The sequence below is a fragment of the Modestobacter sp. VKM Ac-2978 genome, assembly GCF_026968025.1.
GTDB lineage: Bacteria > Actinomycetota > Actinomycetes > Mycobacteriales > Geodermatophilaceae > Modestobacter.
The window spans coordinates 384,380-407,319 of record NZ_JAPVBP010000001.1; the positions used below are offsets into that span (position 1 = coordinate 384,380).

The following is a 22,940-nucleotide window of genomic DNA, read 5'->3' on the forward strand; positions in this document are numbered from 1 at the left end:
AGAGTCTAGGGCCTGTGGCCCGCCTCACCAGTGCACTCAGTCAGGGACCTGCCCACTCTGAGTGGTTGCGGGGTCGTGACGGCTTCCTGACCTGGAGGTCAGTCCTCGTCGACCGGGTCGATGTCGTCGTCGGCCTGCCCGTGGGCCGACTCGGTCAGCACCGGACGGGGGGCGCTGCGGGCCCGGCCGCGGCGGCGGGCCCGCCAGCGGCTCATCGCGCGACGGATGCCCGAGCTGGCCAGCGTGCCCACCTCGCCCGGGGTGGCGGAGCCGAGGAAGTCCTCGACCTCCCGCTGCGAGGTCGGGCGTCGCAACGGCTCCTCCACCCGCTCCATGACCAGCAGGAACGCGATCAGCAGCGGAGGGAACAGGATGACGATGAGGGCGACCACGAGCACCTCCTCGGGAGGACGACCCCCGGCGGGGAGGCCGGGTGGGGACCAGGTCGTCGAGCGGTCGGGGCACGCTCCCGGTCACCGACCGGGTGTGCACCGCCATCGAGTATGACGGGCGGTGGCTGTCAGCGGAGACGCCTACCCTCACACGCGTGTCCCGGCCCGCCACCTCACCCGACGCCCCGCCGGCCTACACGCGGCCGGCGCGCGCCCGCCGCCCCGCACGCGCCGCCCGGCTGGGCGTGTCCCCGTTCGACCCCGAGGAGAGTCCGCTGGCCCGCACCCGCCGGGCTCGGCGGATGGCCCGCGAGCTGGCGGTCATCCACCCCGACGCGCACTGCGAGCTGGACTTCACCACGCCGCTGGAGCTGCTGGTCGCCACCGTCCTGTCGGCGCAGACCACCGACAAGACGGTCAACAAGGTCACCCCGGTGCTGTTCGCCCGGTACCCCGACGCCGCTGCCTACGCGGGGGCCGACCGGGCCGAGCTCGAGGAGGTGCTGAAGCCCACCGGCTTCTTCCGGGCCAAGGCCAACTCGGTGATCGGTCTGGGTCAGGCGCTGGTCGAGCGCTTCGACGGCGAGGTGCCCGGCCGGCTGGCCGACCTGGTGACCCTGCCCGGGGTCGGCCGCAAGACCGCCAACGTGGTCCTCGGCAACGCCTTCGGCGTGCCGGGCCTCACCGTCGACACCCACTTCGGCCGGCTGGTCCGCCGGTTCGGCTGGACCGCGGAGGAGGACCCGGTCAAGGTCGAGGCCGAGATCGCGGAGGTGATCCCGAAGAAGGAGTGGACGATGTTCTCCCACCGGGTGATCTTCCACGGCCGGCGGGTCTGTCACGCCAAGAAGCCGGCCTGCGGCGCCTGCGGTCTGGCGGCCTGGTGCCCGTCCTACGGGGTCGGCCCGCTCGACCCCGAGGTTGCGGCCAAGCTGGTCAAGACCCCGGCCGCCTCGGACACCGAGTGAGCCGGGCACTGCGCGCCCTCGGCGCACTCGGCCTGCTGGTGGGCGTGCTCACCGGGTGCACGTCCGAGGACGCCGCGCCCGAGGAGACCGTCGCGTCCCCGGCCGGCAGCGACGTGGGCACGGTGGAGACCGACCTCGAGCCGTGCCCGGAGCAGGCCGACGTCCCGGCCGCCGACAGTGACCTGCCGGCCACCGTCTTCGACTGCTTCGGCGGCGGCACCCTCGACCTCAGCCGCGCTCCCGGCGTGCCCACGGTGCTCAACCTGTGGGCCAGCTGGTGCGGCCCCTGCCGGGAGGAGCTGCCGCTGGTCCAGCAGCTCGCCGACGCCGCCGGTGACCAGGTGCGGGTGCTGGGCGTGGTCTCCGTGGACCGGGTGCCCGCGGCGGCCGCCTTCGCCGACGACGCCGCAGTGACCTTCCCCAGCGCGTTCGACGCCGACGGCGAGGTGATGGCCGGCATGGGGGTCAACAACCTCCCGTACACCCTCTTCCTGGCCGCCGACGGGTCGGTCGCGTACGTCCAGGTCGGCCCGGTGCACTCCCTGGAGGAGTTCGAGGGGCTCGTGGCCGAGCACCTCGGGGTGCAGCTGTGACGGTCTCCGCCGCAGAGCTCGAGGAGCTCCCCGAACACCTGCAGCGGCTGGTGGCCAACGCCGGGCAGCTGCCGCTGTGGCACCGGCACGGCCAGGCCTCCGACAGCGCGCGACGCTCGGCGGTGCTCATCCTGTTCGGCGAGGGCCCGGCCGGGCCCGACGTGCTGCTGATCGAGAAGTCGGCGCACCTGCGGAGTCACGCCGGCCAGCCGGCCTTCCCCGGGGGCGGCGCCGACCCGGGCGACGACTACCCGGTGGGGACGGCGCTGCGCGAGACCCACGAGGAGGCCGGCGTCGACCCGGCCGGCGTGCGCGTGCTGGCCACGCTGCCCGCGCTGTTCCTCGGCCCGTCGGACAACCTCGTCGTCCCGGTGCTGGGCTGGTGGGACGACCCCCGCGACGTCACCACCGGCGACCCGCGGGAGGTGGCGCGGGTGGCCCGGGTGCCACTGAGCGAGCTGGTCGACCCGGCGAACCGCTTCCGCGTCCGGCACCCCGCCGGCTACGTCGGCCCGGCGTTCGGGGTGGCCGACATGGTCGTCTGGGGCTTCACGGCGGCCCTGCTGGACGCCGTCCTGGAGGCCGCCGGGCTGCACCAGCCGTGGGACGACGGTGACGTGCGCCCCCTCGCCGTCCCGCCGGTGCGGCCCGGCGACGTGCCGGTGGAGCCCGTCGACTCCGATGTCGCCGACCGCGCCGCGCCGACGGTGGCCGAGGACGCCGGGCAGAGCAGCTCCGCGCGTACCGTTCCTGGGCGATGACCACGGCCCCCTCGGGCGCCGGAGGCGTACGACGCCACCGGCCCACCCGCCCGCTGCCCGGCCCGCTGCTGGCTCTCGCCCTCGCCTCGGCCCTGCTCGCGGGGTGCAGCAACTCCGAGCCGGTGCAACCGGAGGTGACCCGCGTCGCCAGCGCGGAGGCCGGGACGGTGCGCACCGCCGCCGACGGCGTCCAGGAGATCACCGTGGAGACCGGCGACGACTACGAGTTCACCCCCGACACCTTCACCGTGGCCCCCGGCGAGGTGCGGCTGACCCTGCTCAACTCGGGGGAGCAGATGACCCACAACCTCCTCTTCTCCGAGGGGGCGGGCCCGACGGAGATCACCGAGCAGATCCCGGTGCTCGGCCCGGGGCTGAGCGAGACGATCGAGTTCACCGTCACCGAGCCCGGCGAGTACCTCTTCGAGTGCAGCTTCCACCTGGCCCTGGGGCAGGTCGGCACGATGACGGTGAGCTCCCCGGGATGACGGTGCCGGGAGCGGGCGGGCTCGCCATCGACCCGGGGCGCTGAGCGATGTCCCTGGTCGACCTGACCCTCATCGTGCTCGCGCTCGTCTTCGCGCTGTCCGGCTTCCGGCAGGGCCTGATCATCTCCGCCACCTCGTTCGTGGGGTTCTTCGGCGGTGCCGTGATCGGCGCCCAACTCTCCGGTCCGATCGCCGACGACCTGGCCAACTCCTCGGTGACCCGGGTGTTCGTCGCCCTCGTCGTCGTCCTGGCCGGCGCGCTGCTCGGCCAGCTGCTGGCCGGGCTGATCGGCCGAGCCGTGCGCAGGTGGGTCACCTGGGAGCCGGCCAAGGTCGTCGACTCGGTGGCCGGGGCGGTGGTCTCCGCCCTCGCCGTCCTGCTCGTCGCGTGGATGGTGGCCATCCCGCTGGCCAGCTCCCCGTTCCCCGGCGTGGCCGGCCAGGTGCGCCAGTCGTCACTCGTCCAGGTCGTCGACCGCACCGTGCCCGACCAGGTGCGCACGCTCTACGACTCGCTGCGCGAGGCGATCGACCGGCAGGGCCTGCCCGACGTCCTGGACCCGCTGACCCCCACCCAGGCACGCGACGTCCCGGCACCGGACCAGGCCCTGCTGGCCAGCCCGGTGGTCGACCAGGTGCGGGGCTCGGTGGTGCAGATCCGGGGGATCGCGGCCTCCTGCTCCCGGCAGATCGACGGCTCCGGCTTCGTCTTCGCCGAGGACCGGGTGATGACCAACGCCCACGTGCTGGCCGGGGTCACGGACCCGAAGGTCATCGCGGAGGGCGAGTCCTACGACGCCGTCACGGTGTACGTCGACGAGCCCACCGACGTCGCCGTGCTGGCCGTCCCCGGCCTCCCGCAGGAGCCGCTGGACTTCGCCGACGTACCCGTCGACACCGGCGCGGACGCGATCGTCATGGGCTACCCCGGCGGTGGGCCCTTCTACGTCGGACCGGCACGGGTGCGCGACCGCGGGGACATCAGCGGCCCCGACTTCCGGGCCACCCGCACCGTGCAGCGCGACGTCTACGCCCTCTACGGGCAGGTGCGGGCGGGCAACTCCGGTGGCCCGCTGCTGGCGGCCGACGGGTCGGTGCTCGGCGTGGTCTTCGCCTCGGCGATCGACGACCCCGAGACCGGCTACGCGCTGACCGCCGAGGAGGTGTCCGAGGCCGTGACGGTCGGTGGGGCGGCGGTCGCCGAGGTCGACACCGGCGCCTGCGAGTAGAAGGACCCTCGTGCCCCCCGGCCTTCGCTGCGCTCAGGCCGGGCCCCTGCACGAGGGCCGCTCCAGCACCTCACCAGCTCGCGGCGGGACCCTGCAGGGGGGCGTTCCATCGGGCTACGTCGCCCAGGCGGCGATGGCGGCGGTGACCTCGTCGGGGGCCTCCTCGTGGGGGAAGTGCCCCACGCCGGGGAGCTCCCGCCACTCGTAGGCGCCGGCCACGTAGCGGCCCGACCCGCGCGCGGTCGAGGGCAGCACCGCGCGGTCGAGTGCCCCGTGCAGTTGGAGGGTGGGTGCGGTGACGGGTGCGGCCATCCGCCGGGCGAAGCGCCACCCGTCCGGGCGCAGCTGCGAGCGACCGGCCCAGCGGTAGTACTCCATCGCCCCGTAGGCCGCCTGGGGGATGCGGCTGGCCGACCGGTACCGGCTCACGGCCTCGGCGAAGTCGGCGGTGTGCACCCAGGAGGGGCCGGCCCAGCGGCGCATCAACTCGGCCACCGGGTCGTCGTCGGGCCGGGTCAGGCGCCGCTCGGGCAGCCGGGGGAGCTGGAAGGGCAGCGCGTAGGCCATGGCCCGCCGCTGCCTGGGGTCGGCGACCGAGCTGCGCAGCCGACGGGGGTGCGCGGCTGAGACGACGACGAGACTGCGCACGCTCCGGGGGTGCAGCGCGGCCATGGTCCACGCCACCAGGCCGCCCCAGTCGGCGCCGACGACCACCGCCTCCTCCTCGCCGAGCGCGCGCACCACCGCGGCGGCGTCGGCGGCTGCGGTCGGCAGGTCGTACCCGCGGGGCGGCTTGTCGCTGGCCCCGTAACCCCGCAGGTCGGGGGCGACCACCCGGAGCCCGGCGGCGGCCAGCCCGGTCAGCTGGTGCCGCCAGGACCACCAGAACTGGGGGAACCCGTGCAGCAACAGCACCAGCGGGCCGCTGCCGGCCTCGGCGGCGTGCAGCCGGACGCCGTTGGCCGAGACGTCCCGGTGCGACCACGGCCCCGGGAGCAGGACGCTGGTGGCGTCGGGCTGCTCCTCGGGCACCGTCACGGCCGCCGCCGGGCGGCGTTCCTCGGCTGCGGGCACCCCACGGTCGCCGCGCCCGGTGAGCCGGCGGGCCCGCTCTCGCGGGTTCAGCGCAGGGGGGCGTGCGCGTCCTGGCGGACGACCTGGCCGTTCCGCACGGTCGGCAGGTCGTGGGTCCGCCGGCCGGGGGCCTCGCGACGCATCACGTCAGGCAGGTCCTGCAGCGTCTCGATGGTGCGCTCGGGCTTCTTGATCTTCTTCACCAGTCGCCAGCCGACGAAGCCGACGATCGCCGCCACCAGGACCAGCAGGGCGAAGACGATGAGGAACGCCGCCCACCGGGGGAGCCAGACGGCGAGCAGTTCGGCGAGGAAGAAGAAGAAGAAGAAACCGGCGAAGGCCAGCATCACGCCGGCTGCGGCGAACGCGGCGGCGCCGGCCCCACCCCGCTTGACCGAGGTGCCGATCTCGGCCTTGGCGAGCTCGATCTCGCTGCGCACGAGGGTGGACACGTCGGCCATGGCGCTCTTGGCGAGCGTGCCGACCGAGGGCTCGGTTGGCCCGGCGGGACGACCCGCCAGCGGAGTGGCCCCGGCGGGACGACCCGCCGGCGGAGTCGTCGAGACACTGTGGGCCACGGATGGCTCCTCCCTGGTCGGTGCCGATCGGACGACGCGGCACGGTGCTGTCCCGGTGATCGTGCCGCATGCGCGTTCCGGCCGCCGTCCCGGATGCCCCGAAGGGGTCCCCGCGGGTGCGTTGCGCCCCCCCGGGGACCCGTCCTCGGGGTCCTTCGTCAGTCCTCGCTGGGGGCGGCGGGGAGCTTGGAGCTGATCAGGTCCATCACCGAGGAGTCCGTCAGGGTGCTGACGTCGCCCAGCTCGCGGTTCTCCGCGATGTCCCGGAGCAGCCGGCGCATGATCTTCCCCGAGCGGGTCTTGGGCAGCTCGGCGACGACCATGATCTGGCGCGGGCTGGCGATCGGCCCGATCTCCTTGCGGACGTGCTGGCGCAGCACCTTCACCAGGTCCTCGCCGGAGTCGACGGCGTCCCCGCGCAGGATGACGAACGCCACGATGCCCTGCCCGGTGGTGGGATCGGTCGCGCCGACGACCGCTGCCTCGGCCACCGTCGGGTGGCTGACCAGCGCGGACTCCACCTCGGTGGTGGAGATGCGGTGCCCGGAGACGTTCATGACGTCGTCGACCCGGCCGAGCAGCCAGATGTCACCGTCGTCGTCGAGCTTGGCGCCGTCGCCGGCGAAGTAGACCCCCTGGCCGTACCGGCTCCAGTAGGTGTCCTTGTACCGCTCGTCGTCGCCCCAGATCGTGCGCAGCATCGCCGGCCAGGGCTCGGTGAGCACCAGGTAGCCGGTGGCGCCGGGCTCGATCGGCTTGCCCTCCTCGTCGACCACGCTGGCCGCGATGCCCGGGAAGGGGCGCTGGGCGGAACCCGGCTTCAGGGTGGTGGTGCCCGGCAGCGGGGTGATCATGTGGCCGCCCGTCTCGGTCTGCCACCAGGTGTCCACGATCGGGCAGCGGCTGCCGCCGATGTTCTTGTGGTACCAGAGCCAGGCCTCGGGGTTGATCGGCTCGCCGACCGAGCCGAGCAGCCGCAGCGAGGAGAGGTCGAACCCGGCCGGGACGTCGTCGCCCCACTTCATGAACGTGCGGATCGTGGTCGGGGCGGTGTACAGGATCGTGACCCCGTACTGCTGCACGATCTCCCACCAGCGGCCCCGGTGCGGGGTCTCCGGGGTGCCCTCGTACATCACCGAGGTCGCCCGGTTGGCCAGCGGTCCGTAGACGATGTAGCTGTGCCCGGTGACCCAGCCGACGTCGGCCGCCGTCCAGAAGACGTCGGTGTCGGGCTTGAGGTCGAAGGTCGCCCAGTGGGTGTAGGAGACCTGGGTGAGGTAGCCGCCGGAGGTGTGCAGGATCCCCTTGGGCTTCGCCGTCGTGCCCGAGGTGTACATGATGTAGAGCGGGTGCTCGGCGTCGAAGGCCTCCGCCTCGTGCTCGGCCGACTGACCGGCGACCAGCTCGTGCCACCAGACGTCGCGGCCCTCGGTCCACTCGACGTCGGTCTCGGTGCGCTTGACCACGAGCACGCTGCGCACGCCCTCGGTCTTGGTCAGCGCCTCGTCGACGTTCGGCTTGAGCGGGCTGGGCGCACCCCGCCGGTACCCGCCGTCGGCGGTGATGACCACCTTCGCGTCGGCGTCGGTGATCCGGCTGGCCAGCGCGTCGGGGGAGAAGCCGCCGAAGACCACCATGTGGACGGCGCCGATGCGGGCGCAGGCCAGCATGGAGATCACCGCCTCCGGGATCATCGGCAGGTAGATCGCCACGCGGTCCCCGGCGGTCACCCCGAGCTCGGTGAGCGCGTTGGCCGTGCGGCAGACCTCGTCCTTGAGCTGGGCGTAGGTCAGCGTGCGGGTGTCGCCGGGCTCGCCGACCCAGTGGTAGGCCACCTGGTCGCCGTGGCCGGCGTCGACGTGCCGGTCGACGCAGTTGACCGCGACGTTGAGCTTCCCGCCGACGAACCACTTTGCGAACGGCGGGTTGCTCCAGTCCAGCGCCTGCTCCCAGGGCTCCGCCCAGTCCAGTCGACGGGCGGCGTCCTCCCAGAAGCCGATCCGGTCGGCGGCAGCGCGCTCGTGGACGTCGGGTCCCGCGTTGGCGGACGCGGCCAGCTCCGGCGGGGGCGGGAAGCCGCCCTCGGGCAGCTGGTCGGACAGGGCCTGATCAGTCGTCTCGCTCATGCGCACCTCCGTGGTCGGGCGCCGCCTGGACTCAGCGGCGCTGCCTCAGTGCACAACCTATGGCCCCCGTCACCCTGTCGTCAGGTCAATGCCGCACGCGGTCGGCACGAGGTGGGCAGACTGGGCGGGTGAGCGACGACGGTGCCCAGGCGCTGGTGGTGTCCCGGCTGCCCGGGGCCGCCGCCCTCGGGCTGCTCGCCCCGCCGTCGGCGGCCGTCGTCCCGGGGCCGCTGCTGGCCGACCCGGCATGGACGGCGCAGCTGCTCACCGCCCGCGCCGTCCGGCAGCGGACCGATGACCGGCGGGTGCTGTCCACCGTGTGGTGGTACTCGCTGTCCAGCGTGCTCCTCACCCCCGTGCTGGCCGGGCTGGTGACCGGGGTGGGGCTGTCGGCGCGGCTGGCGGACACCACGGTGCACGCGCTCGCCGGTGGGGTGCCGGTCGCGGCGACCACCCGCGGGGTCCGTGACCCGGACCTGGCCGGGGACCTGCGGACGACGATCGGCGCGGTCGTGGCCGCGGTGGCCGAGGCCGGCGGGGCCCGGGAGCGGCCGCTGTGGGCGATCGCGACCGACTCGCTGGCCAACCGGCTGCTCGCCCTGGGCCGCGCTGTCGGCGACGTCGCCGCGGTGACCGCGCTGGCCGGGCCGCTGGCCGCCGCGATCGGGGCGCCGCTGCCGGTGCCGCGCTACGTCGACGTCGGCCGGCCCGACGGCAGCACGGCCCGGTTCACCCGGCGTGCCTCCTGCTGCCTGCTCTACCGGGTGCCGCACGAGGTGCTCTGCACCTCGTGCCCGCGCCGGGACCCGGCGGAGCGTCAGGTGCTGCTCGAGGACCTCGCCGAACGGATGTGACCGGCACGGGGGCGCCACGCGGCGCCCCCGTGCCGACGATCAGCAGGCGCCGACGTCGTAGGCCCGCAGCGGCACCGTGAAGCGGCAGCCGTACTGCGGGTCGGCGACCACCTCGGCGTCGAGCACGTCGTCACCGGCCGGCCGCACGCCGTCCTCGACCCAGGCGACCAGGTCGGTGAACGCCTGCTGGTACTCCTGCGCGCTGAAGTCGCAGTGCGCGACGGAGCGGATGGCCCGCTGCACGAGCAGGTCGCTGTTCCCCCGGGCCGCGGCGTCGCGGGCGTACTCCTGCTCCATGCTGAACGGCACGAAAAGGTCGCCCAGGCCGTGCAGCGACAGCACCGGCACGTCGAAGCGCCCGTCGATGGTGGGCACCCCGGACAGGCCGTTGCTGCCGCGGTCGGCCCGCACCCGCAGGACCTCCTCGTTGAGCGCCCGCTCCTCGGCCGTCAGCTGCGGGTCGGCGTCCAGCTGGTAGACCGTGTCGGCGTTGCCGCCGACCGCGCCGCGCTCCTCCCCGAGGCCCGGGAAGACCGGGTACACGGTGAACAGGAAGTCGGCGAAGGCGCTGAAGCCCAGCTCGAACAGCGGCCGGTCCCCACCGGTCCGCTGCTCGGTCAGGGCGCGCAGGTCCTCGCCGGCCTCGGTGAGCACGTACGGGTAGGGGGTGCCCAGCTCGGCCTTCATCTCCGGCACGGTGGTGGTCAGGTAGTCGGCCGGCGCCGGGTAGACCGGCGGGGTGTCGGTGAGCGCCTGGGCGGCGGCGTTGTAGTCCAGGAACGTGTCGAACAGCCGCCGGTCGCCCATGACACCGCAGGCCGGCAGCGCGCCGTCGTAGGCGTTCGGGTACTGCTCGATGCTCACCCCGGTCACGTGCCCGCCCATCGAGACCCCGGACAGGTAGGTGAGGTCGGCCTTGCCCACGGTCTTCTCGAAGTACGTGAGCAGCCGGTGGGTGCTCTTCACCCCGGAGACGACGTCGTACCCGTTCTCGGTGTAGCTGGAGGCGGCCCAGGCGTAGCCCTCGTCGACCAGGTGCTGCCGGAGCCCGTCGGGTGGGGAGTCGACGGTCAGGGTGGGGCCGGTGCCGCGGTACCCGTGCGCCCACATCACCAGGTCGCCGTTCCAGTCCGCCGGCACCTCGATCCGGTAGCCGGCGCCCTTCAGCACGCCCCAGCTGCGGGTGGTGGTGCTGCCCGGCAGCGCCTCGAACGGCAGCGCCGCCTCGTCGACGAGGTACTCGACCTCGGGCGACTGCGGGTACTGGGGGGCGGGCTGGTGCGCCGGCTGGGCCGCGGCCGGGCCGGTGAACACGGTGCTGACCAGGGCCAGTGCCATCGGCGCGAGCAGCAGTCGGGTGGGGCGGTGCATGGGGGCCTCCGGGGACGTCGTCGTTGACGGTGACCGGACGCTAGCCCTGCGTGTTGTGGATCACATGGGCGGGTCGGCCGCGCGGCGGGCCCGGTAGGCGGCCACGTGCTCGCGATTGGCGCACGTGCTGTCGCAGAACCGTCGGCCGGCGTTCTTGGTGAGGTCGACCAGGACGTCGTCGCAGCCGGAGGCAGCACACCGGCGCAAGCGGTCGAGCGCGCCGGCGCGCACCACGTCGGCCAGCGCCATGGCGGCCTCCACGCCCCACCGGTCGGCGACCGGGGCCGCCGACTCGGTGGCGTGCACGTGGTAGCCCCAGTCGTCGTGCCGGACCAGCTGCGGCAGGGCGTTCCCCTCGCGCAGCAGCCGGTTGACGATGGTCACCACGCCGTCCTCGTCGGCGTCCCAGACCCGGGCCAGCACCGACCGCAGCTCGTGCACCGCGGCCAGCTCGGCGGCGTCGCCGGCCCGGCTGCCGGTGAACTGCCAGTCGTCCAGGAACGCGGCCAGCGCCGCCGGGTCGGGCAGCCGCTCCTCGCCGTCCCCGGTGGTGTTCACCAGCGCGGCGGCGCTGGCGAGCCCCATCTCCGTGTCATGGGCAAAGAGCATGTGACTCCTGTACTCCTCTGCTAGCGTCCGCTGTACAGGAGCGTACGTCGGTTGACTCCTGACGAGGAGGTGTCTGCCGTGGTGGACCGCCGGACCGGGCTGATCGGACTGCTGCTGGCCGTGGTCTCCGCGGCCGCGTTCGGCACCTCGGGGGTGTTCGCCACCGCGCTGCTGGACGCCGGCTGGACCGCCGGCTCCGCCGTGACCGTGCGGATCGGGGTGGCCTCGCTGGCGCTCGCCGTCCCGGCCCTGGTCCAGCTGCGCGGCAGGTGGTCGCTGCTGCGGGCCAACGCCGGCGCCGTCCTGGCCTTCGGCGCGCTCGCCGTCGCGCTGCCCCAGCTGGCCTACTTCTACGCCGTCTCCCGGCTGTCGGTGGGCGTGGCGCTGCTGCTGGAGTACTCCGGGGTGCTGCTGGTCGTGCTGTGGACCTGGGCGCGGCTCGGGCAGCGGCCCAGCCGGGTCACCGGCGCCGGGGTCGTGGTGGCCGTCGGCGGCCTGGTGCTGGTCCTCGACGTCCTCAGCGGCGCCCGGATCGACCCGGTGGGCGTGATGTGGGGGCTGATCGCAGCGGTGGGGCTCGCCTCCTACTTCGTCCTCTCCGCACACTCCGACGACGCGCTGCCGCCGCTGGTCAGCGCCTGGGCCGGGCTCGCGGTGGGTGCGCTGCTGCTCGGGGCAGCCGCCCTGGTCGGCGTCCTCCCGTGGCGCACCGCCGCCGTGGACGTCGAGCTGGCCGGCCGGTCGACCAGCTGGCTGGTCCCGGTGCTCGGCGTGGCACTGGTGTCGGCGGCGCTCGCCTACGCCACCGGGATCGCGGCCGTCCGGCGGCTGGGCTCGCGGCTCGCCTCGTTCGTCGGTCTCGGCGAGGTGCTGTTCGCGGTGGTGGCGGCCTGGCTGGCGCTGGGGCAGCAGCCGGGCGTCGTGCAGCTGGTCGGCGGGGTCGTCGTCCTGGTGGGGATCGTGCTGGTCCGGCTGGGCGAGGACCGCCCGCCGGCCGACACGGCCGACGTCGACCCGGTGCCGGCCGGTGCGGAGCCCGCGGCGCCGGCCTCCCGGCCGCCGGCGCCGACGACGCCCGGGACCTGAACCGACGACGGCCCCCGGGTCAGCCCGAGGCGGACCGGGGGGCGGTGGTGTCGCTGATCCGGGGGAAGGGCGTGGTGGAGAAGACCGTCTCGACCGGCAGCTGGAAGAACTCGGCGATGCGCAGCGCCAGGTTCAGGCTGGGGTTGTACTCGCCCCGCTCCAGGTAGCCGATCGTCTGGTAGTGCACGCCGAGGGCGTCGGCGAGCTCGCGCCGGCTGACCCCCTGCTCGGCCCGGAGCAGGGCGATCCGGTTGAAGACGCCCTCGTTCACCCGCTCACCGCACCCACTGCAGAGCCGTCTCCCGTGCCGCCTCGACCGTCGACCCCGACTGCCGCCGGGCCATCCGGCGCAGCACTCGAGGTGCCACCACCAGGCCGGCCACCGTCCAGGCGCCGAGGACCAGCAGCATCGGGGCGGTCCGCCAGGAGTCTCCCAGCTCGCCGACGACCGCCTCCGGGGGGAGGAAGGCCGAGCGCAGCCCGAGCCCGATCCAGTAGACCGGGAAGACCTGGGCGACGGCCTGCACCCAGCCCCACATCGCCTGGATCGGGACGAAGATGCCGGAGATCGCGGTGATGAGCAGGACCGGCACCATCCCCCAGGTGCCCATCTTCTGGACGCCGGGCACCACCGAGCCCAGCACCATGCCCCAGGGCATCGTGGCCAGCACTCCGAGCACGATCAGGCCCAGGACGGCGAGCCAGCTGCCCACGCCGCCGGGCATCACGTCGTCGAAGAGCAGCAGGCTCGGGACGAGGACGACGAGCAGGCTGGGCAGCAGGGTCAGCGACTGCAGCGTCAGCTGCCCGGTGACGTAGCCCTCCATCCCGTGCGGCAGCGCCTTGTGCCGCAGCAGCGTGCCGTCCTCCCGCTCCATCGCCAGCGAGTACCCCGGCCCGATCACGAGGCCGAAGGTGAGCAGCCCGCCCAGGATGCTGGGCAGCGCGAACGTCGGGTAGAGCAGGCCGGTGTCGCCCACCTCGTTGTCCCGGTTGAACCACAGGACGGCGAGGGTGACCACGCCGATGAAGAGGTAGAAGCCCTGGTCCTGCGCGCTGCGCAGGCTCTGCGCGAACTCCGTCCAGCCGCGGCGCAGGCCCTGACGCACGGCCTGGCGGGAGGCGCTCACCGGGCCACCTCCGCGAGGTGCCGCTGCGGCCGGGACTCGAAGCGCTGGACCATGGCGATGTACGTGTCCTCCAGGTCGGCCCGCCGCACCTCCAGGTCGGTGAGCTCGTCGCCGTGCTGGTCGAGCAGCCGGCGGACGAAGGGGACGATCTCGTCGGTGGCGTGCACGAACTGCTCGCCGTCCCGGACCCACCGGACCTCGCTGGTGCCGGCCACCTGCCGGGTCAGCGCCGCCGCGCTGCCGTCGGCGACGATCCGCCCGTCGGTGAGGATGAGGATCCGGTCGGCGAGCCGTTCGGCCTCACCCAGGTCATGGGTGGTGAGCAGGATGGAGGTGCCCTCGAGGTCGGAGAGCCGGTGCACCAGGTCGTGGAAGTCGCGGCGGGCCTGCGGGTCGAACCCGGCGGTCGGCTCGTCCAGGAACAGCAGCTCCGGCCGCCCGATCAGCCCGACGGCGACGTCCAGCCGTCGGCGGCGCCCGCCGGAGAGGGTGGCGATCTTCCGGTCGGCCTCCTCGGTCAGCCCGACCGTGGACAGCAGGTCCTCGACCTCCCAGGGGCGTGTGCGCTCGGCCGTCGAGTAGGGCTCGTAGTAGCCGCCCAGGTAGCCGAGCAGCCGGCGGGGCGTCCAGCGTGGGTGGTCGCGCCAGGACTGCAGGACCACCCCGATCCGGGCGCGCCAGGCGTCGTCGCCGCGGGCCGGGTCGGCGCCGAGCACCTCCACGGTGCCGGCCGAGGGCAGCCGGAAGCCCTCCAGCACCTCGATCGTGGTGGTCTTCCCCGCGCCGTTGGGGCCCAGCAGGCAGACCACCTCGCCCTGGTGGACGTCGAAGTCGACCCCGCTCAGCACCTCGTGGTTCCCGTAGGCCATCCGCAGGCCCCGGACCCGGACGGCGGGTCGGGCGCCCGGCGGACCCAGCTGAGGAGGCTCGGCGGAGTCGGGGGACTCGGGGACTGCGGCCATGGCACACCACTCCTGGGACAGGGAGGAGCTGACGGCCGTGATAGTAGGACTGCTACATCCAGAGCACCAGTACTCTGCTCGCCGGTCGTCGTCCCGTCAGCCGGCCCGCACCCGGCGGACCCAGCGGGCGATCTGCTCGGCGGTCTCCTCGGTGCGGGTCAGGGCCACCATGTGCCCGGCGCCGGGCAGCTGGACCAGCTCGCCGTCGGCGAGCTCCGGCATCAGCTCGTCGATCTCCTGCTGCGGCACCTCCGGGTCGTGCTCTCCGTGCAGCACCAGGGTGGGGACGGTCAGCGCCGAGGCGTACCGGACGCCGTTGGTGCTGACGCTGGCCAGCGTCGTCCGGGCCAGCGGCACCCGCCGGCTGCCCATGAAGTCCTCCCGGACCTGGGCGACCGCGGCCTCCGGTGCACCCGGCTCGAAGGCGAACTTCCGCACCAGCCGGTCGGCCAGCGGCTCGAAGGGCCGCACCCGGTTCGCGACGACCGCCACCAGGCGCAGCGCCTTCAACCAGCTGCGACGCACGATCCGGCGCGCCATCGGCGGCAGCCCGTCGGCCGGGAACCCGGCGAACGTCACCCCCGAGCCGCCCGACCCGGCGAACACCACCCCGGCGATGCGGTCCAGCCCGAGGTCGCGGGCGTGCACGATGATGATGCCGCCGCCGAGGCTGTTGCCGACCACGACCGCCTGCTGACCATCGGGCACCACCTCGGCGAGCACGGTGGCCAGGTCCTGGGCGTGCGCCTCGAGGCTGTAGTCGTCGGCGGGGGCGTTGCCGCTGCGACCGTGTCCCCGCAGGTCGTACCGGACCACGCGGTGTCGGTCGGCGAGCAGCTCGGGTACGCGGCCCCACGAGTCGGTGGTCATGCCCAGGCCGTTGACGAGCACGACGACCGGGCCGTCGGCCGGGCCCTGGGTCTGCAGGGTCAGGACGGTGGCATCGAAGGAGACGACGTAGGACACCGAGGAACGGTATGTCGGCCGCGTGCCGCCCGCTCGACGATCAGCCGGCGCCGAGGGCCACCACGTCGCCGACCACCCACACGGCGGGCGGGCGGACGCCCTCGTCGGCGATGGTCTTCCCCAGCCCGGCGAGGGTGGTGCGCAGGGTCCGCTGTGCCGGGGTGGCGCCGTCGCTGACCACGGCGACCGGCGTGTCCGGGGCCCGGCCGTGCTCGACCAGGGCGGCGGAGATCGCCGGGGCGGTGTCCACCCCCATCAGCACCACGACGGTGCCGCGCAGCCGGCCCAGCGCCGCCCAGTCGACCAGCGACGCCGGGTGCCCCGGCGGCACGTGCCCGGAGACGACGACGAACTCGTGCGTCAGCCCGCGGTGGGTGACCGGGACGCCGGCCAGGCCGGGGACGGCGATGGCACTGGTCACGCCCGGCACGACCTCGACCGGCACGCCGGCGGCCGCGCACGCCTCCAGCTCCTCGTAGCCCCGGCCGAAGACGAACGGGTCACCGCCCTTGAGCCGCACCACCCGGCGGCCGGCCAGCGCGTGGGAGACCAGCAGTTCGTTGATCTGCTCCTGCGCCATCGAGCGACCGCGCGGCAGCTTGGAGGCGTCGATGACCAGCACGTCGGCCGGCAGGGAGGCCAGCAGCCCCTGCGGCGCCAGGTGGTCGGCGACGACGACGTCTGCCGTGGCGACCGCCTGTCGGCCGCGCACCGTCACCAGTCCGGGGTCGCCCGGCCCGCCGCCCACCAGGACGACGCTGCCGGCGGCCACCGAGGGCGTGCGGGAGGCGCGGTCGGCGATGGAGCCGTCGGTCAGCCCGGTCAGCACCGCGTCCCGGACGCCGATGGCCCGCTGCGGGTCACCGCCGCCGTGCACGCCGATGACGAGGTCGCCCTGCCGGCCGACCGCCGGGGTCCAGACGCTGGAGGCGCCGCGGTCGTCGGCGCGGGCGCAGAACACCCGGTCGCGCTCGGCCTCGGCGGCGACGGCGGCGTTCACGGCTGGGTCGTCGGTGGCGGCCACGGCGTACCAGGCGCCGGACAGGTCGCCCTGGACCCAGCGCCGCGGGTGCCAGGTGACCGAACCGGGCGCGACCAGCGCCTCGAGGGCCGGGGTGAGCTCGGGGCTGACCACGGTGACCTGCGCGCGGGCCTCGAGCAGGCCGGCGACCCGGCGGTGCGCGACCTGGCCCCCGCCGACGACGACGACGCGGCGACCGGCCAGCCGCAGACCCACCGGGTAGACGGTGCCCGGATCGGGAGAGGCGCTCACTTCTCGGTGACCCCTGCCGAGTCGAAGGTGGCGACGTCGCGCAGCGCGCGGGCCGCGCTGGCCACCAGGGGCAGGCTCAGCAGTGCTCCGGTGCCCTCGCCGAGGCGCAGGTCGAGCCCGAGCAGCGGGCGCAGTCCCAGCGCACGCAGGGCCTGACCGGAGCCGGGCTCGGCGGAGGTGTGACCGGCAAACGCGTGTTCCAGGGCAGCCGGGCACAGGGCTGCGGCGACGAGGGCGGCCGAGCCGGCGATCACGCCGTCCAGCAGCACCGGCACCCGGGCAGCGGCGGCGCCCAGCACGAAGCCGGCCAGCGCCGCGTGCTCGAGCCCGCCGAGCTCGGCCAGCGCGGCGAGCGCCGCCTCGGGGGTGGCCGGGCGGGCCGGCACGCGGGCGACCGCGCGGGTGACCACCTCGATCTTGCGGGCCAGCGTGGGGTCGTCGATGCCGGTGCCGCGACCGGTCGCCTCGACCGGGGCGGCGCCGGTGAACACGCAGACCAGGGCCGCGGAGGCGGTGGTGTTGCCGATCCCCATGTCGCCGGTGACCAGGCAGCCGTGGTCGGCGGCGAGCGTCGTCGCCACCTCGATGCCGACCTCGACCGCCGGCCGGGCCTCGGTGAGGGTCATCGCCGGGCCGCGGGAGAGGTCGGCGGTGCCGCGGCGGACGTTGCGCTCCAGCAGGCCCGCGGCGGGGCCGACCGGGGAAGCGACCCCGACGTCGACCACGACGACGTCGGCGCCCAGCTGTGCGGCGAAGGCGTTGACCACCGCACCGCCGGCGGCGAGGTTCGCCACCATCTGCGCGGTGACCTCCTGCGGCCACGGGGTGACCCCCTGGGCGTGCACCCCGTGGTCGCCGGCGAAGACCGCGACCGCGGCCGGCTCGGGCAGCGGGGGCGGGCACGCCCCGGCGGTGCCGGCCAGCTGCGCGGCGACGTCCTCGAGCACCCCGAGGGAGCCGGGGGGCTTGGTCATCCGGTCCAGCCGCTCCCGGGCGGCCCGCTCGGCGGCGGCGTCCCGTGGGGCGATGGACGCGATGGTCGCGCCCAGCAGCGTGCCGGCGAAGGGGGTCGGGTCGGTGCTCAGCGGACCTCCTCGGTCGTGATGATCGGGTCAAGGGTCTCAGCCAGCGCCGACGCGAACGCACGGGAGGTCTCCGGGTCGCGGACGGCGATCCGCAGGTGGTCGCTGCTCAGGCCGGGGAACGTGTCGCCCCGGCGCACCGCCCAGCCCCGTTCCCGGAGCCGTTCGCGCACCCGGGCGCCCTCCCGCAGCCGCAGCAGCACGAAGGACGAGCGCGGGTCGGCGACCACCTCGACCGCGGGTGGCAGCGCCGCCAGCAGCGCGGCCCGGTGTGCGGTCAGCTGGTGCGCCACCTCCTCGGCCTCGGCGCGGGCGGCCGGGGTGGTGCAGGCGGTCAGGGCGGCCAGCGCGGGGGTCGAGACCGGCCAGTGCGGTTGCTGGGCGGCCAGCGCGGCGACCAGGTCGGCCGGGCCCAGGGCGTAGCCGACCCGCAGCCCGGCCAGGCCCCAGGTCTTCGTCAGGCTGCGCACCACGAGCAAGCCGGGCAGGTCGCTGCGGCCGGTCAGCGACTCCGGCTCGCCGGGCACGGTGTCGGCGAACGCCTCGTCGACCAGCAGCACCCGGCCGGGGCGGGCCAGCGCGGCGAGGTCGGCGGCCGGGTGCAGCACCGACGTCGGGTTGGTCGGGTTGCCGACGACGACGAGGTCGGCGTCGGCCGGGACCGTCGCCGGGTCCAGCCGGTACCCCGGCGCGGTCAGCAGCAGCCGCTCCACCGGGTGGCCCGCGGCGCGCAGGGCGGCCTCGGGCTCGGTGAAGGACGGGTGGACGACGACCGCCCGGCGGGGGCGCAGCGCCCGGGCGACCAGCGTGAACGTCTCGGCCGCCCCCGCGGTCAGCAGCACCTCGGCCGGGTCGCGGCGGTGCGCGGCGGCGACGGCGGCGCGGGCGGGGCGCAGGTCGGGGTACGCGGCGCTGGCCTCGACCGCCTCGTGCAGCACGGTGCGCAGCCAGGGCGGGGGAGCGTCGGCGCGGACGTTCACCGCCAGGTCCACCAGGCCGGGACCGACCTCGGCGTCGCCATGGTGCCGGAGGTCGATGTCACCGTGCCGGAGGTCGGGGTCGAGGGCCACCGCGACGGTCACCCGGCCGAGCACCGTCTTGCCGACGACGAGCCGCCCACCCTCGAGCAGCGCCGCGGCCTCGGCCACCGACGCCGTGCCGACGGCGGCGGCGACCCGCCCCGACGGGGCCGGCACCGGGACGGCGGCCAGGGCGGCCGCAGGGTGCCCGGTCAGCGGCCAGCCGCGGCGGGCGGCGGCCTCGCGCAGCCCCGGCTCGGCGGCCCGGCTGTCCAGCGTGGCCAGCCGGACGGGGCCCTCCGGCGCCGGCAGCACCGCATCGACGGCGGCCAGCAGCTCGTCGGCGGTCGCCCCGGAGCGTGCGCCGATGCCCACCACGATCACGCCGTCACCCCGGGGCGGTCGGGGAGCGCGGCGATCAGCGCGTCGGCGTCCCGGGGGAGGGCGCCGTCGGGCAGCAGCCCGAGGGCCTGCAGCCGGGCGCCGACGCTGAGCGCCCACGGGCGGTCCAGCCGGGCGCGGGCCAGCAGCGCGTCGTCGCCCAGGACGACGTCCGGTGCGCCCTGCACCACCCCGCCGTCCACCACCACGGCGACCTCGTCGGCCCAGCGCAGCGCCAGGTCGACGTCGTGGGTGCTCATCACGATCGTCGAGTCGGCCTCCTGCAGCCGGGTGAGGGCGGCCAGTGCCTCGCCGACCGCGGTCGGGTCGAGCCCGGCGGTCGGCTCGTCGAGCATCAGCACGCAGGGCCGCATGGCGACCGCGCCGGCGATGGCGACCCGCTTCCGTTCGCCGTAGGAGAGCTGGTGCGTCGGGCGGCCGGCCAGGTGCGCCACGGCGAGCAGCTCCAGGGCCTCGGTGACCCGCGCCCGCACCTCGTCCTCGAGCAGGCCGAGGTTCACCGGCCCGAAGGAGACGTCCTGGGCGACCGAGGCGCTGAACAGCTGGTCGTCGGGGTCCTGCAGCACCAACTGCACCGCCTGCCGGTGCGCCCGCAGGCCCTTCCGGGTGGCGTTCAGCTCGGCGCCGTCCAGGGTGATGCGGCCGCGCACCGGTGCCAGCGCACCGGACAGACAGCGCAGCAGCGTCGTCTTGCCCGACCCGTTCGCGCCCAGCAACGCGAGCCGGCGGCCGGGCGGCACGGTCAGCGAGGCCCCGTCCAGCACCCGGGCGCCGCGCTCGTACCCGGCGACCAGGCCCTCGGCCGCCAGCGTCAGGTGGCTCATGCCAGCACGCTCACGGTGACCAGGGCGGCCAGCCCGACGACGGTGCTCGCGACGAACCGGCGGGAGGAGGGCAGCACCTCCGGCAGCACCCGCAACCCGGTCTCCATGCCGCGCCCGGCCAGCCCGTCGGACAGCCGGCGGGCCCGGTCCCAGGAGCGGGTCAGCACCGCGGCGGCCAGCATCCCCGAGGAGCGGTAGGAGTTCCGGAAGCCCGCGTGCCCCATCCGGGCGGCCTGCGCCTCGCGGATGGTGGACAGGCTGGTGAGCAGCACGAACAGCATCCGGTAGGTCACCGAGGCCACCTCGACCACGGCGTCGGGCACCCGCATCCGGTGCAGCGCCGGCAGCAGGTCCGACATCGGCGTCGTCGTCGCCAGCAGCAGCACCGCCGCGCTGCCGGCCACCGCGTGCCCGACCAGCCCGCCCGCCCGGGCGGCGGCGTCCGGTGCCCAGCCGAGGCCGCCGTCCCCGACCTGGACCACGGCGGTCACCGCCCCGATCAGGATGAACGCCAGCGGCAGCCGCACCGCGCGGGCGAACGTGCGCGCCGGCACCCGGGCCGGGCCCAGCGCCAGGACGACGGCGGCCAGCCCGACCAGCAGGCTCCCCGGCCAGGCCGGCAGCACCAGCGCGGCGAGCACCAGCCCTCCGCTGAGCAGCAGCTTGTCGGCGGGGGAGCGCAGCCGCCAGGCACTGGCCCAGGCGGCGTCGTCGATCGCCAGCCCGGTCACGGTGTCGCGGGGGGCGTGGCTGCCTCCTCCGCCGTCCGGCGCTGTCGCTCCGCCGTCCGCCTGCCCTTCAGCCGGCCGAGCACGTAGCCCAGCACGCCGCCACCCAGCGCCGCCTGCATCGCGAACAGGCCGGACTCGATCTCCGAGGAGCCCGGGGAGAAGACCGACTCGAACCACGGCTCGTAGCCGGCGTCGGACTCCTCGATCAGCTCGGTGGCCTGACTGTCCGTGCCGGCGTACTCGCTGCCGCCGTCGAGCAGCAGCGGGGTGGCGAACAGGGCGATCACGGCCAGCACCAGCAGCGCGGTGACCAGGTGCCGCCTCATCGCTCACCACCCGGGGTGGCCTCGGCCACCGGGGGCTGATCGGGTTCCGGCGTGCGGCGGAGGACGCCGAGGCGCTCCAGCTCGGGCCGGGCGTTGACCACCAGCACCCGGAACAGCAGGACGCCGAGCAGGCCCTCGCCGATCGCCAGCGGTACCTGGGTGAACGCGAAGACGGACAGGAACTTCGCCGCCGCCCCGGCGAAGCCACTGGCTGCGTCGGGGTGCGCCCAGGCCAGCTGCAGCGCCGTCGTCACGTAGGTGGCCAGGTCGGCCACGGCCATCGCGGCGAAGACCCCGGGGAGCAGGCCGCCCCCGCTGTGCCGGACCAGCCGGTAGGCGGCGTAGCCGGCCCAGGGACCGACCACCGCCATCGAGAACGCGTTGGCGCCCAGGGTGGTCAGCCCGCCGTGCGCCAGCAGCAGTGCCTGGAACAGCAGCACCACCGTGCCGAGCAGGGCCATCACCGGTGGTCGGAACAGGACGGCGCCCAGCCCGGTGCCGGTCGGGTGGCTGGAGCTGCCGGTGATCGAGGGCAGCTTGATCGCGCTCAGCACGAAGGTGAACGCCCCGGCAGCGCCGAGCAGCAGGGTCGACTCCGGGTTCTCGCGCACCTCCTTGGCCACGGCCCGGGCACCGTGGACGACGAACGGGGCGGCGGCGATCGTCCAGCCGATCGCGTGCGCGGGTGGCAGGAACCCCTCAGCGATGTGCATGCCCGACCTCCTGGGGGACCCGCGCGGCGGCGGCGACGAAGCGGGTGGCCATCCCGGGGGACCCGGCCCAGTTCAGGTGCAGGTAGGACGCGTGCACGTTGCCGGTCACGAAGCCCTCCGGCCCGTCGGCGTTCCACTGCCAGGCGGGGGTCGCCCCGGCGGCCGGACCGGCGGTGGTGCGGTGGAACTCGTGGCCGCGCACCCGGGTGCCGGCCGGGGCAAGCACGCTGTCGGTGAGCGCCACCGCCGCGCGGTAGCCCAGCGTGAGCCGGGGGTGCATCGCCGTCGTCGTCGGCAGCACACCGCACATCGGCTCGCCGTCCAGCTCCTGGGAGAGGTACAACAGCCCGGCGCACTCCGCGGCGATCGGGCCGCCGCGGGCGGCGAGGTCGGCGATCGCCGTCCGCAGGCCGACGTTTGCGCTGAGCGCGCTGGCGTGCACCTCGGGGAAGCCGCCGCCGACGACCAGCGCCCGGGTGCCCTCGGGGAGAGCGCCGTCCCGCAGCGGGTCGACGGTCACCACCTCGGCGCCGGCCGCGGTGAGCAGCTCGGCGGTCTCGGCGTAGCCGAAGGTGAACGCCGGGCCGCCGGCCACCGCAACGACCGGGCGGCCCTCGACCGGGGTCACCTCGGCGGCCGGGTCCCACGGCTCGCCGGTGAGGTCCGGCGCGGTGCGGGCCAGCCGCAGGACGGCGTCCAGGTCGATGCTGGACTCGACGACCGCGCCCAGCGCGCGCACGGTGCGCACCGCCTCCGCCGACCGCTCGGCGGCCGGCACCAGGCCCAGGTGCCGGGACGGCGTCTGCAGCTCCGCGATCCGGCGGACCGCACCGAGCACCGGCACCCCGGCCGTGCCCAGCGCCTCGCGCAGGATCGCCTCGTGCCGGTCGCTGCCGACCCGGTTGAGGACGACGCCGCCGATCCGCACCGTCGGGTCGAAGGTGGCGAACCCGTGCACCAGCGCGGCCACGCTGCGGGCCTGGGACGCCGCGTCGACGACCAGCACCACCGGGGCCTGCAGGTGCGCGGCGACCTGGGCGGTGGAGCCGTAGCCGGGCTCGACGCTGGCGTGTGCGGCGCCGTCGAACAGCCCCATCACGCCCTCGACCACCGCGACGTCGGCGCCCCGCGAGCCGTGCAGGAACAGCGGGGTGATCCGGTCGTCGCCGACCAGCCACTTGTCCAGGTTGCGACCCGGGCGGCCGGCGGCGAGACCGTGGTAGCCCGGGTCGATGTAGTCGGGGCCGACCTTGTGCGGGCTCACGGAGAGCCCACGGTTGGTGAGCGCAGCGATCAGCCCGGTCGTGATCGACGTCTTGCCGGCGTTCGACGACGGCGCCGCCACCACGATCCGCGGGATGGTGGTCATCGCCCGACCCCCGC

Annotated in this window: 25 protein-coding genes; 7 read left to right on the plus strand and 18 right to left on the minus strand. The window is 75.1% G+C overall.

All coding sequences use genetic code 11. From position 1 onward, the window contains the following. Positions 1–98 precede the first annotated feature (98 nt). Positions 99–392 carry a hypothetical protein gene (locus O2W53_RS01780; protein ID WP_269161328.1) on the minus strand — a complete coding sequence of 98 codons (294 nt, stop codon included), beginning with the start codon at positions 390–392 and terminating at the stop codon, positions 99–101. A 155-nt stretch (positions 393–547) separates the two neighbouring features. Here O2W53_RS01780 and nth point away from each other — a divergent pair, with 155 nt between their 5' ends. Genes nth through O2W53_RS01805 form a run of 5 tightly spaced genes read left to right on the plus strand, consistent with a single transcriptional unit; the run spans position 548 to position 4,431 of the window. Then, positions 548–1,360 (plus strand): endonuclease III, encoded by an 813-nt coding sequence (gene nth / locus O2W53_RS01785; protein ID WP_269161329.1) that lies wholly within the window; start codon positions 548–550, stop codon positions 1,358–1,360. Beyond that, positions 1,357–1,953: a TlpA family protein disulfide reductase gene (locus O2W53_RS01790; protein ID WP_269161330.1), complete on the plus strand. Its 597-nt coding sequence runs from the start codon at positions 1,357–1,359 to the stop codon at positions 1,951–1,953. The genes nth and O2W53_RS01790 overlap by 4 nt, the downstream gene beginning before the upstream one ends. Next, positions 1,950–2,714 carry an NUDIX hydrolase gene (locus O2W53_RS01795; RefSeq protein ID WP_269161331.1) on the plus strand — a complete coding sequence of 255 codons (765 nt, stop codon included), beginning with the start codon at positions 1,950–1,952 and terminating at the stop codon, positions 2,712–2,714. Before O2W53_RS01790 ends, O2W53_RS01795 begins: the two co-directional genes overlap by 4 nt. Beyond that, positions 2,711–3,202, plus strand: coding sequence for a plastocyanin/azurin family copper-binding protein (locus O2W53_RS01800; protein WP_269161332.1), 492 nt, complete (start codon positions 2,711–2,713; stop codon positions 3,200–3,202). The genes O2W53_RS01795 and O2W53_RS01800 overlap by 4 nt, the downstream gene beginning before the upstream one ends. A 47-nt stretch (positions 3,203–3,249) precedes the next feature. Continuing rightward, positions 3,250–4,431 carry a MarP family serine protease gene (locus O2W53_RS01805; RefSeq protein ID WP_269161333.1) on the plus strand — a complete coding sequence of 394 codons (1,182 nt, stop codon included), beginning with the start codon at positions 3,250–3,252 and terminating at the stop codon, positions 4,429–4,431. A gap of 114 nt (positions 4,432–4,545) precedes the next feature. On the opposite strand, the gene O2W53_RS01810 is transcribed toward O2W53_RS01805, so the two are convergent. The 3 genes from O2W53_RS01810 to acs form a co-directional block, all read right to left on the minus strand. After that, on the minus strand, positions 4,546–5,505 hold the full coding sequence (locus O2W53_RS01810; RefSeq protein ID WP_269161334.1) for an alpha/beta fold hydrolase: 960 nt from the start codon (positions 5,503–5,505) through the stop codon (positions 4,546–4,548). A 47-nt stretch (positions 5,506–5,552) separates the two neighbouring features. Next, entirely contained in the window at positions 5,553–6,083 is a 531-nt protein-coding gene (locus O2W53_RS01815; protein ID WP_269161335.1) for a phage holin family protein, read from the minus strand. Positions 6,084–6,241: 158 nt separating this feature from the next. After that, positions 6,242–8,209 carry an acetate--CoA ligase gene (gene acs / locus O2W53_RS01820; RefSeq protein WP_269161336.1) on the minus strand — a complete coding sequence of 656 codons (1,968 nt, stop codon included), beginning with the start codon at positions 8,207–8,209 and terminating at the stop codon, positions 6,242–6,244. A 128-nt stretch (positions 8,210–8,337) separates the two neighbouring features. On the opposite strand from acs, the gene O2W53_RS01825 reads away from it, so the two are divergent. Next, complete coding sequence (locus O2W53_RS01825) at positions 8,338–9,063, plus strand: (2Fe-2S)-binding protein (protein ID WP_269161338.1); 726 nt, start codon at positions 8,338–8,340, stop codon at positions 9,061–9,063. Positions 9,064–9,102: 39 nt separating this feature from the next. Here the strand turns inward: O2W53_RS01825 and O2W53_RS01830 are convergent, their stop codons facing one another. Further along, positions 9,103–10,434 carry an esterase gene (locus O2W53_RS01830; RefSeq protein WP_269161339.1) on the minus strand — a complete coding sequence of 444 codons (1,332 nt, stop codon included), beginning with the start codon at positions 10,432–10,434 and terminating at the stop codon, positions 9,103–9,105. 60 nt (positions 10,435–10,494) lie between these two features. Continuing rightward, the gene (locus O2W53_RS01835) at positions 10,495–11,043 is read right to left on the minus strand and encodes a CGNR zinc finger domain-containing protein (RefSeq protein WP_269161340.1); all 549 of its coding nucleotides are present in this window, start codon (positions 11,041–11,043) and stop codon (positions 10,495–10,497) included. Positions 11,044–11,121: 78 nt separating this feature from the next. Between O2W53_RS01835 and O2W53_RS01840 the strand changes: the two genes are divergently transcribed. Further along, positions 11,122–12,129, plus strand: coding sequence for an EamA family transporter (locus O2W53_RS01840; RefSeq protein WP_269161341.1), 1,008 nt, complete (start codon positions 11,122–11,124; stop codon positions 12,127–12,129). 19 nt (positions 12,130–12,148) lie between these two features. Here O2W53_RS01840 and O2W53_RS01845 read toward each other — a convergent pair whose 3' ends face one another. The 12 genes from O2W53_RS01845 to O2W53_RS01900 form a co-directional block, all read right to left on the minus strand. After that, positions 12,149–12,400 carry a helix-turn-helix transcriptional regulator gene (locus O2W53_RS01845; RefSeq protein ID WP_036335176.1) on the minus strand — a complete coding sequence of 84 codons (252 nt, stop codon included), beginning with the start codon at positions 12,398–12,400 and terminating at the stop codon, positions 12,149–12,151. A gap of 4 nt (positions 12,401–12,404) precedes the next feature. Further along, positions 12,405–13,259, minus strand: a complete 855-nt coding sequence (locus O2W53_RS01850) for an ABC transporter permease (RefSeq protein WP_269161342.1) — start codon at positions 13,257–13,259, stop codon at positions 12,405–12,407. Beyond that, the gene (locus O2W53_RS01855) at positions 13,256–14,221 is read right to left on the minus strand and encodes an ABC transporter ATP-binding protein (protein ID WP_269161343.1); all 966 of its coding nucleotides are present in this window, start codon (positions 14,219–14,221) and stop codon (positions 13,256–13,258) included. The genes O2W53_RS01850 and O2W53_RS01855 overlap by 4 nt, the downstream gene beginning before the upstream one ends. A 96-nt stretch (positions 14,222–14,317) precedes the next feature. After that, on the minus strand, positions 14,318–15,187 hold the full coding sequence (locus O2W53_RS01860) for an alpha/beta fold hydrolase (protein WP_269161344.1): 870 nt from the start codon (positions 15,185–15,187) through the stop codon (positions 14,318–14,320). A gap of 40 nt (positions 15,188–15,227) precedes the next feature. After that, positions 15,228–16,460, minus strand: coding sequence for a uroporphyrinogen-III C-methyltransferase (gene cobA, locus O2W53_RS01865; protein WP_269161345.1), 1,233 nt, complete (start codon positions 16,458–16,460; stop codon positions 15,228–15,230). Continuing rightward, the gene (cobT, locus tag O2W53_RS01870) at positions 16,457–17,545 is read right to left on the minus strand and encodes a nicotinate-nucleotide--dimethylbenzimidazole phosphoribosyltransferase (protein WP_269161698.1); all 1,089 of its coding nucleotides are present in this window, start codon (positions 17,543–17,545) and stop codon (positions 16,457–16,459) included. Before cobT ends, cobA begins: the two co-directional genes overlap by 4 nt. Continuing rightward, entirely contained in the window at positions 17,542–18,945 is a 1,404-nt protein-coding gene (gene cobC, locus O2W53_RS01875; RefSeq protein WP_269161346.1) for an Rv2231c family pyridoxal phosphate-dependent protein CobC, read from the minus strand. The genes cobT and cobC overlap by 4 nt, the downstream gene beginning before the upstream one ends. After that, a complete protein-coding gene (locus tag O2W53_RS01880; RefSeq protein WP_269161347.1) occupies positions 18,942–19,787 on the minus strand; it encodes an energy-coupling factor ABC transporter ATP-binding protein in 846 nt (281 codons plus the stop codon). The genes cobC and O2W53_RS01880 overlap by 4 nt, the downstream gene beginning before the upstream one ends. Continuing rightward, positions 19,784–20,518 carry a cobalt ECF transporter T component CbiQ gene (gene cbiQ, locus O2W53_RS01885; RefSeq protein ID WP_269161348.1) on the minus strand — a complete coding sequence of 245 codons (735 nt, stop codon included), beginning with the start codon at positions 20,516–20,518 and terminating at the stop codon, positions 19,784–19,786. Before cbiQ ends, O2W53_RS01880 begins: the two co-directional genes overlap by 4 nt. Beyond that, positions 20,515–20,844 carry an energy-coupling factor ABC transporter substrate-binding protein gene (locus O2W53_RS01890; protein WP_269161349.1) on the minus strand — a complete coding sequence of 110 codons (330 nt, stop codon included), beginning with the start codon at positions 20,842–20,844 and terminating at the stop codon, positions 20,515–20,517. Before O2W53_RS01890 ends, cbiQ begins: the two co-directional genes overlap by 4 nt. Beyond that, the gene (locus tag O2W53_RS01895) at positions 20,841–21,557 is read right to left on the minus strand and encodes an energy-coupling factor ABC transporter permease (protein WP_269161350.1); all 717 of its coding nucleotides are present in this window, start codon (positions 21,555–21,557) and stop codon (positions 20,841–20,843) included. The genes O2W53_RS01890 and O2W53_RS01895 overlap by 4 nt, the downstream gene beginning before the upstream one ends. Next, complete coding sequence (locus O2W53_RS01900) at positions 21,544–22,926, minus strand: cobyrinate a,c-diamide synthase (RefSeq protein WP_269161351.1); 1,383 nt, start codon at positions 22,924–22,926, stop codon at positions 21,544–21,546. The genes O2W53_RS01895 and O2W53_RS01900 overlap by 14 nt, the downstream gene beginning before the upstream one ends. Positions 22,927–22,940 lie beyond the last annotated feature (14 nt).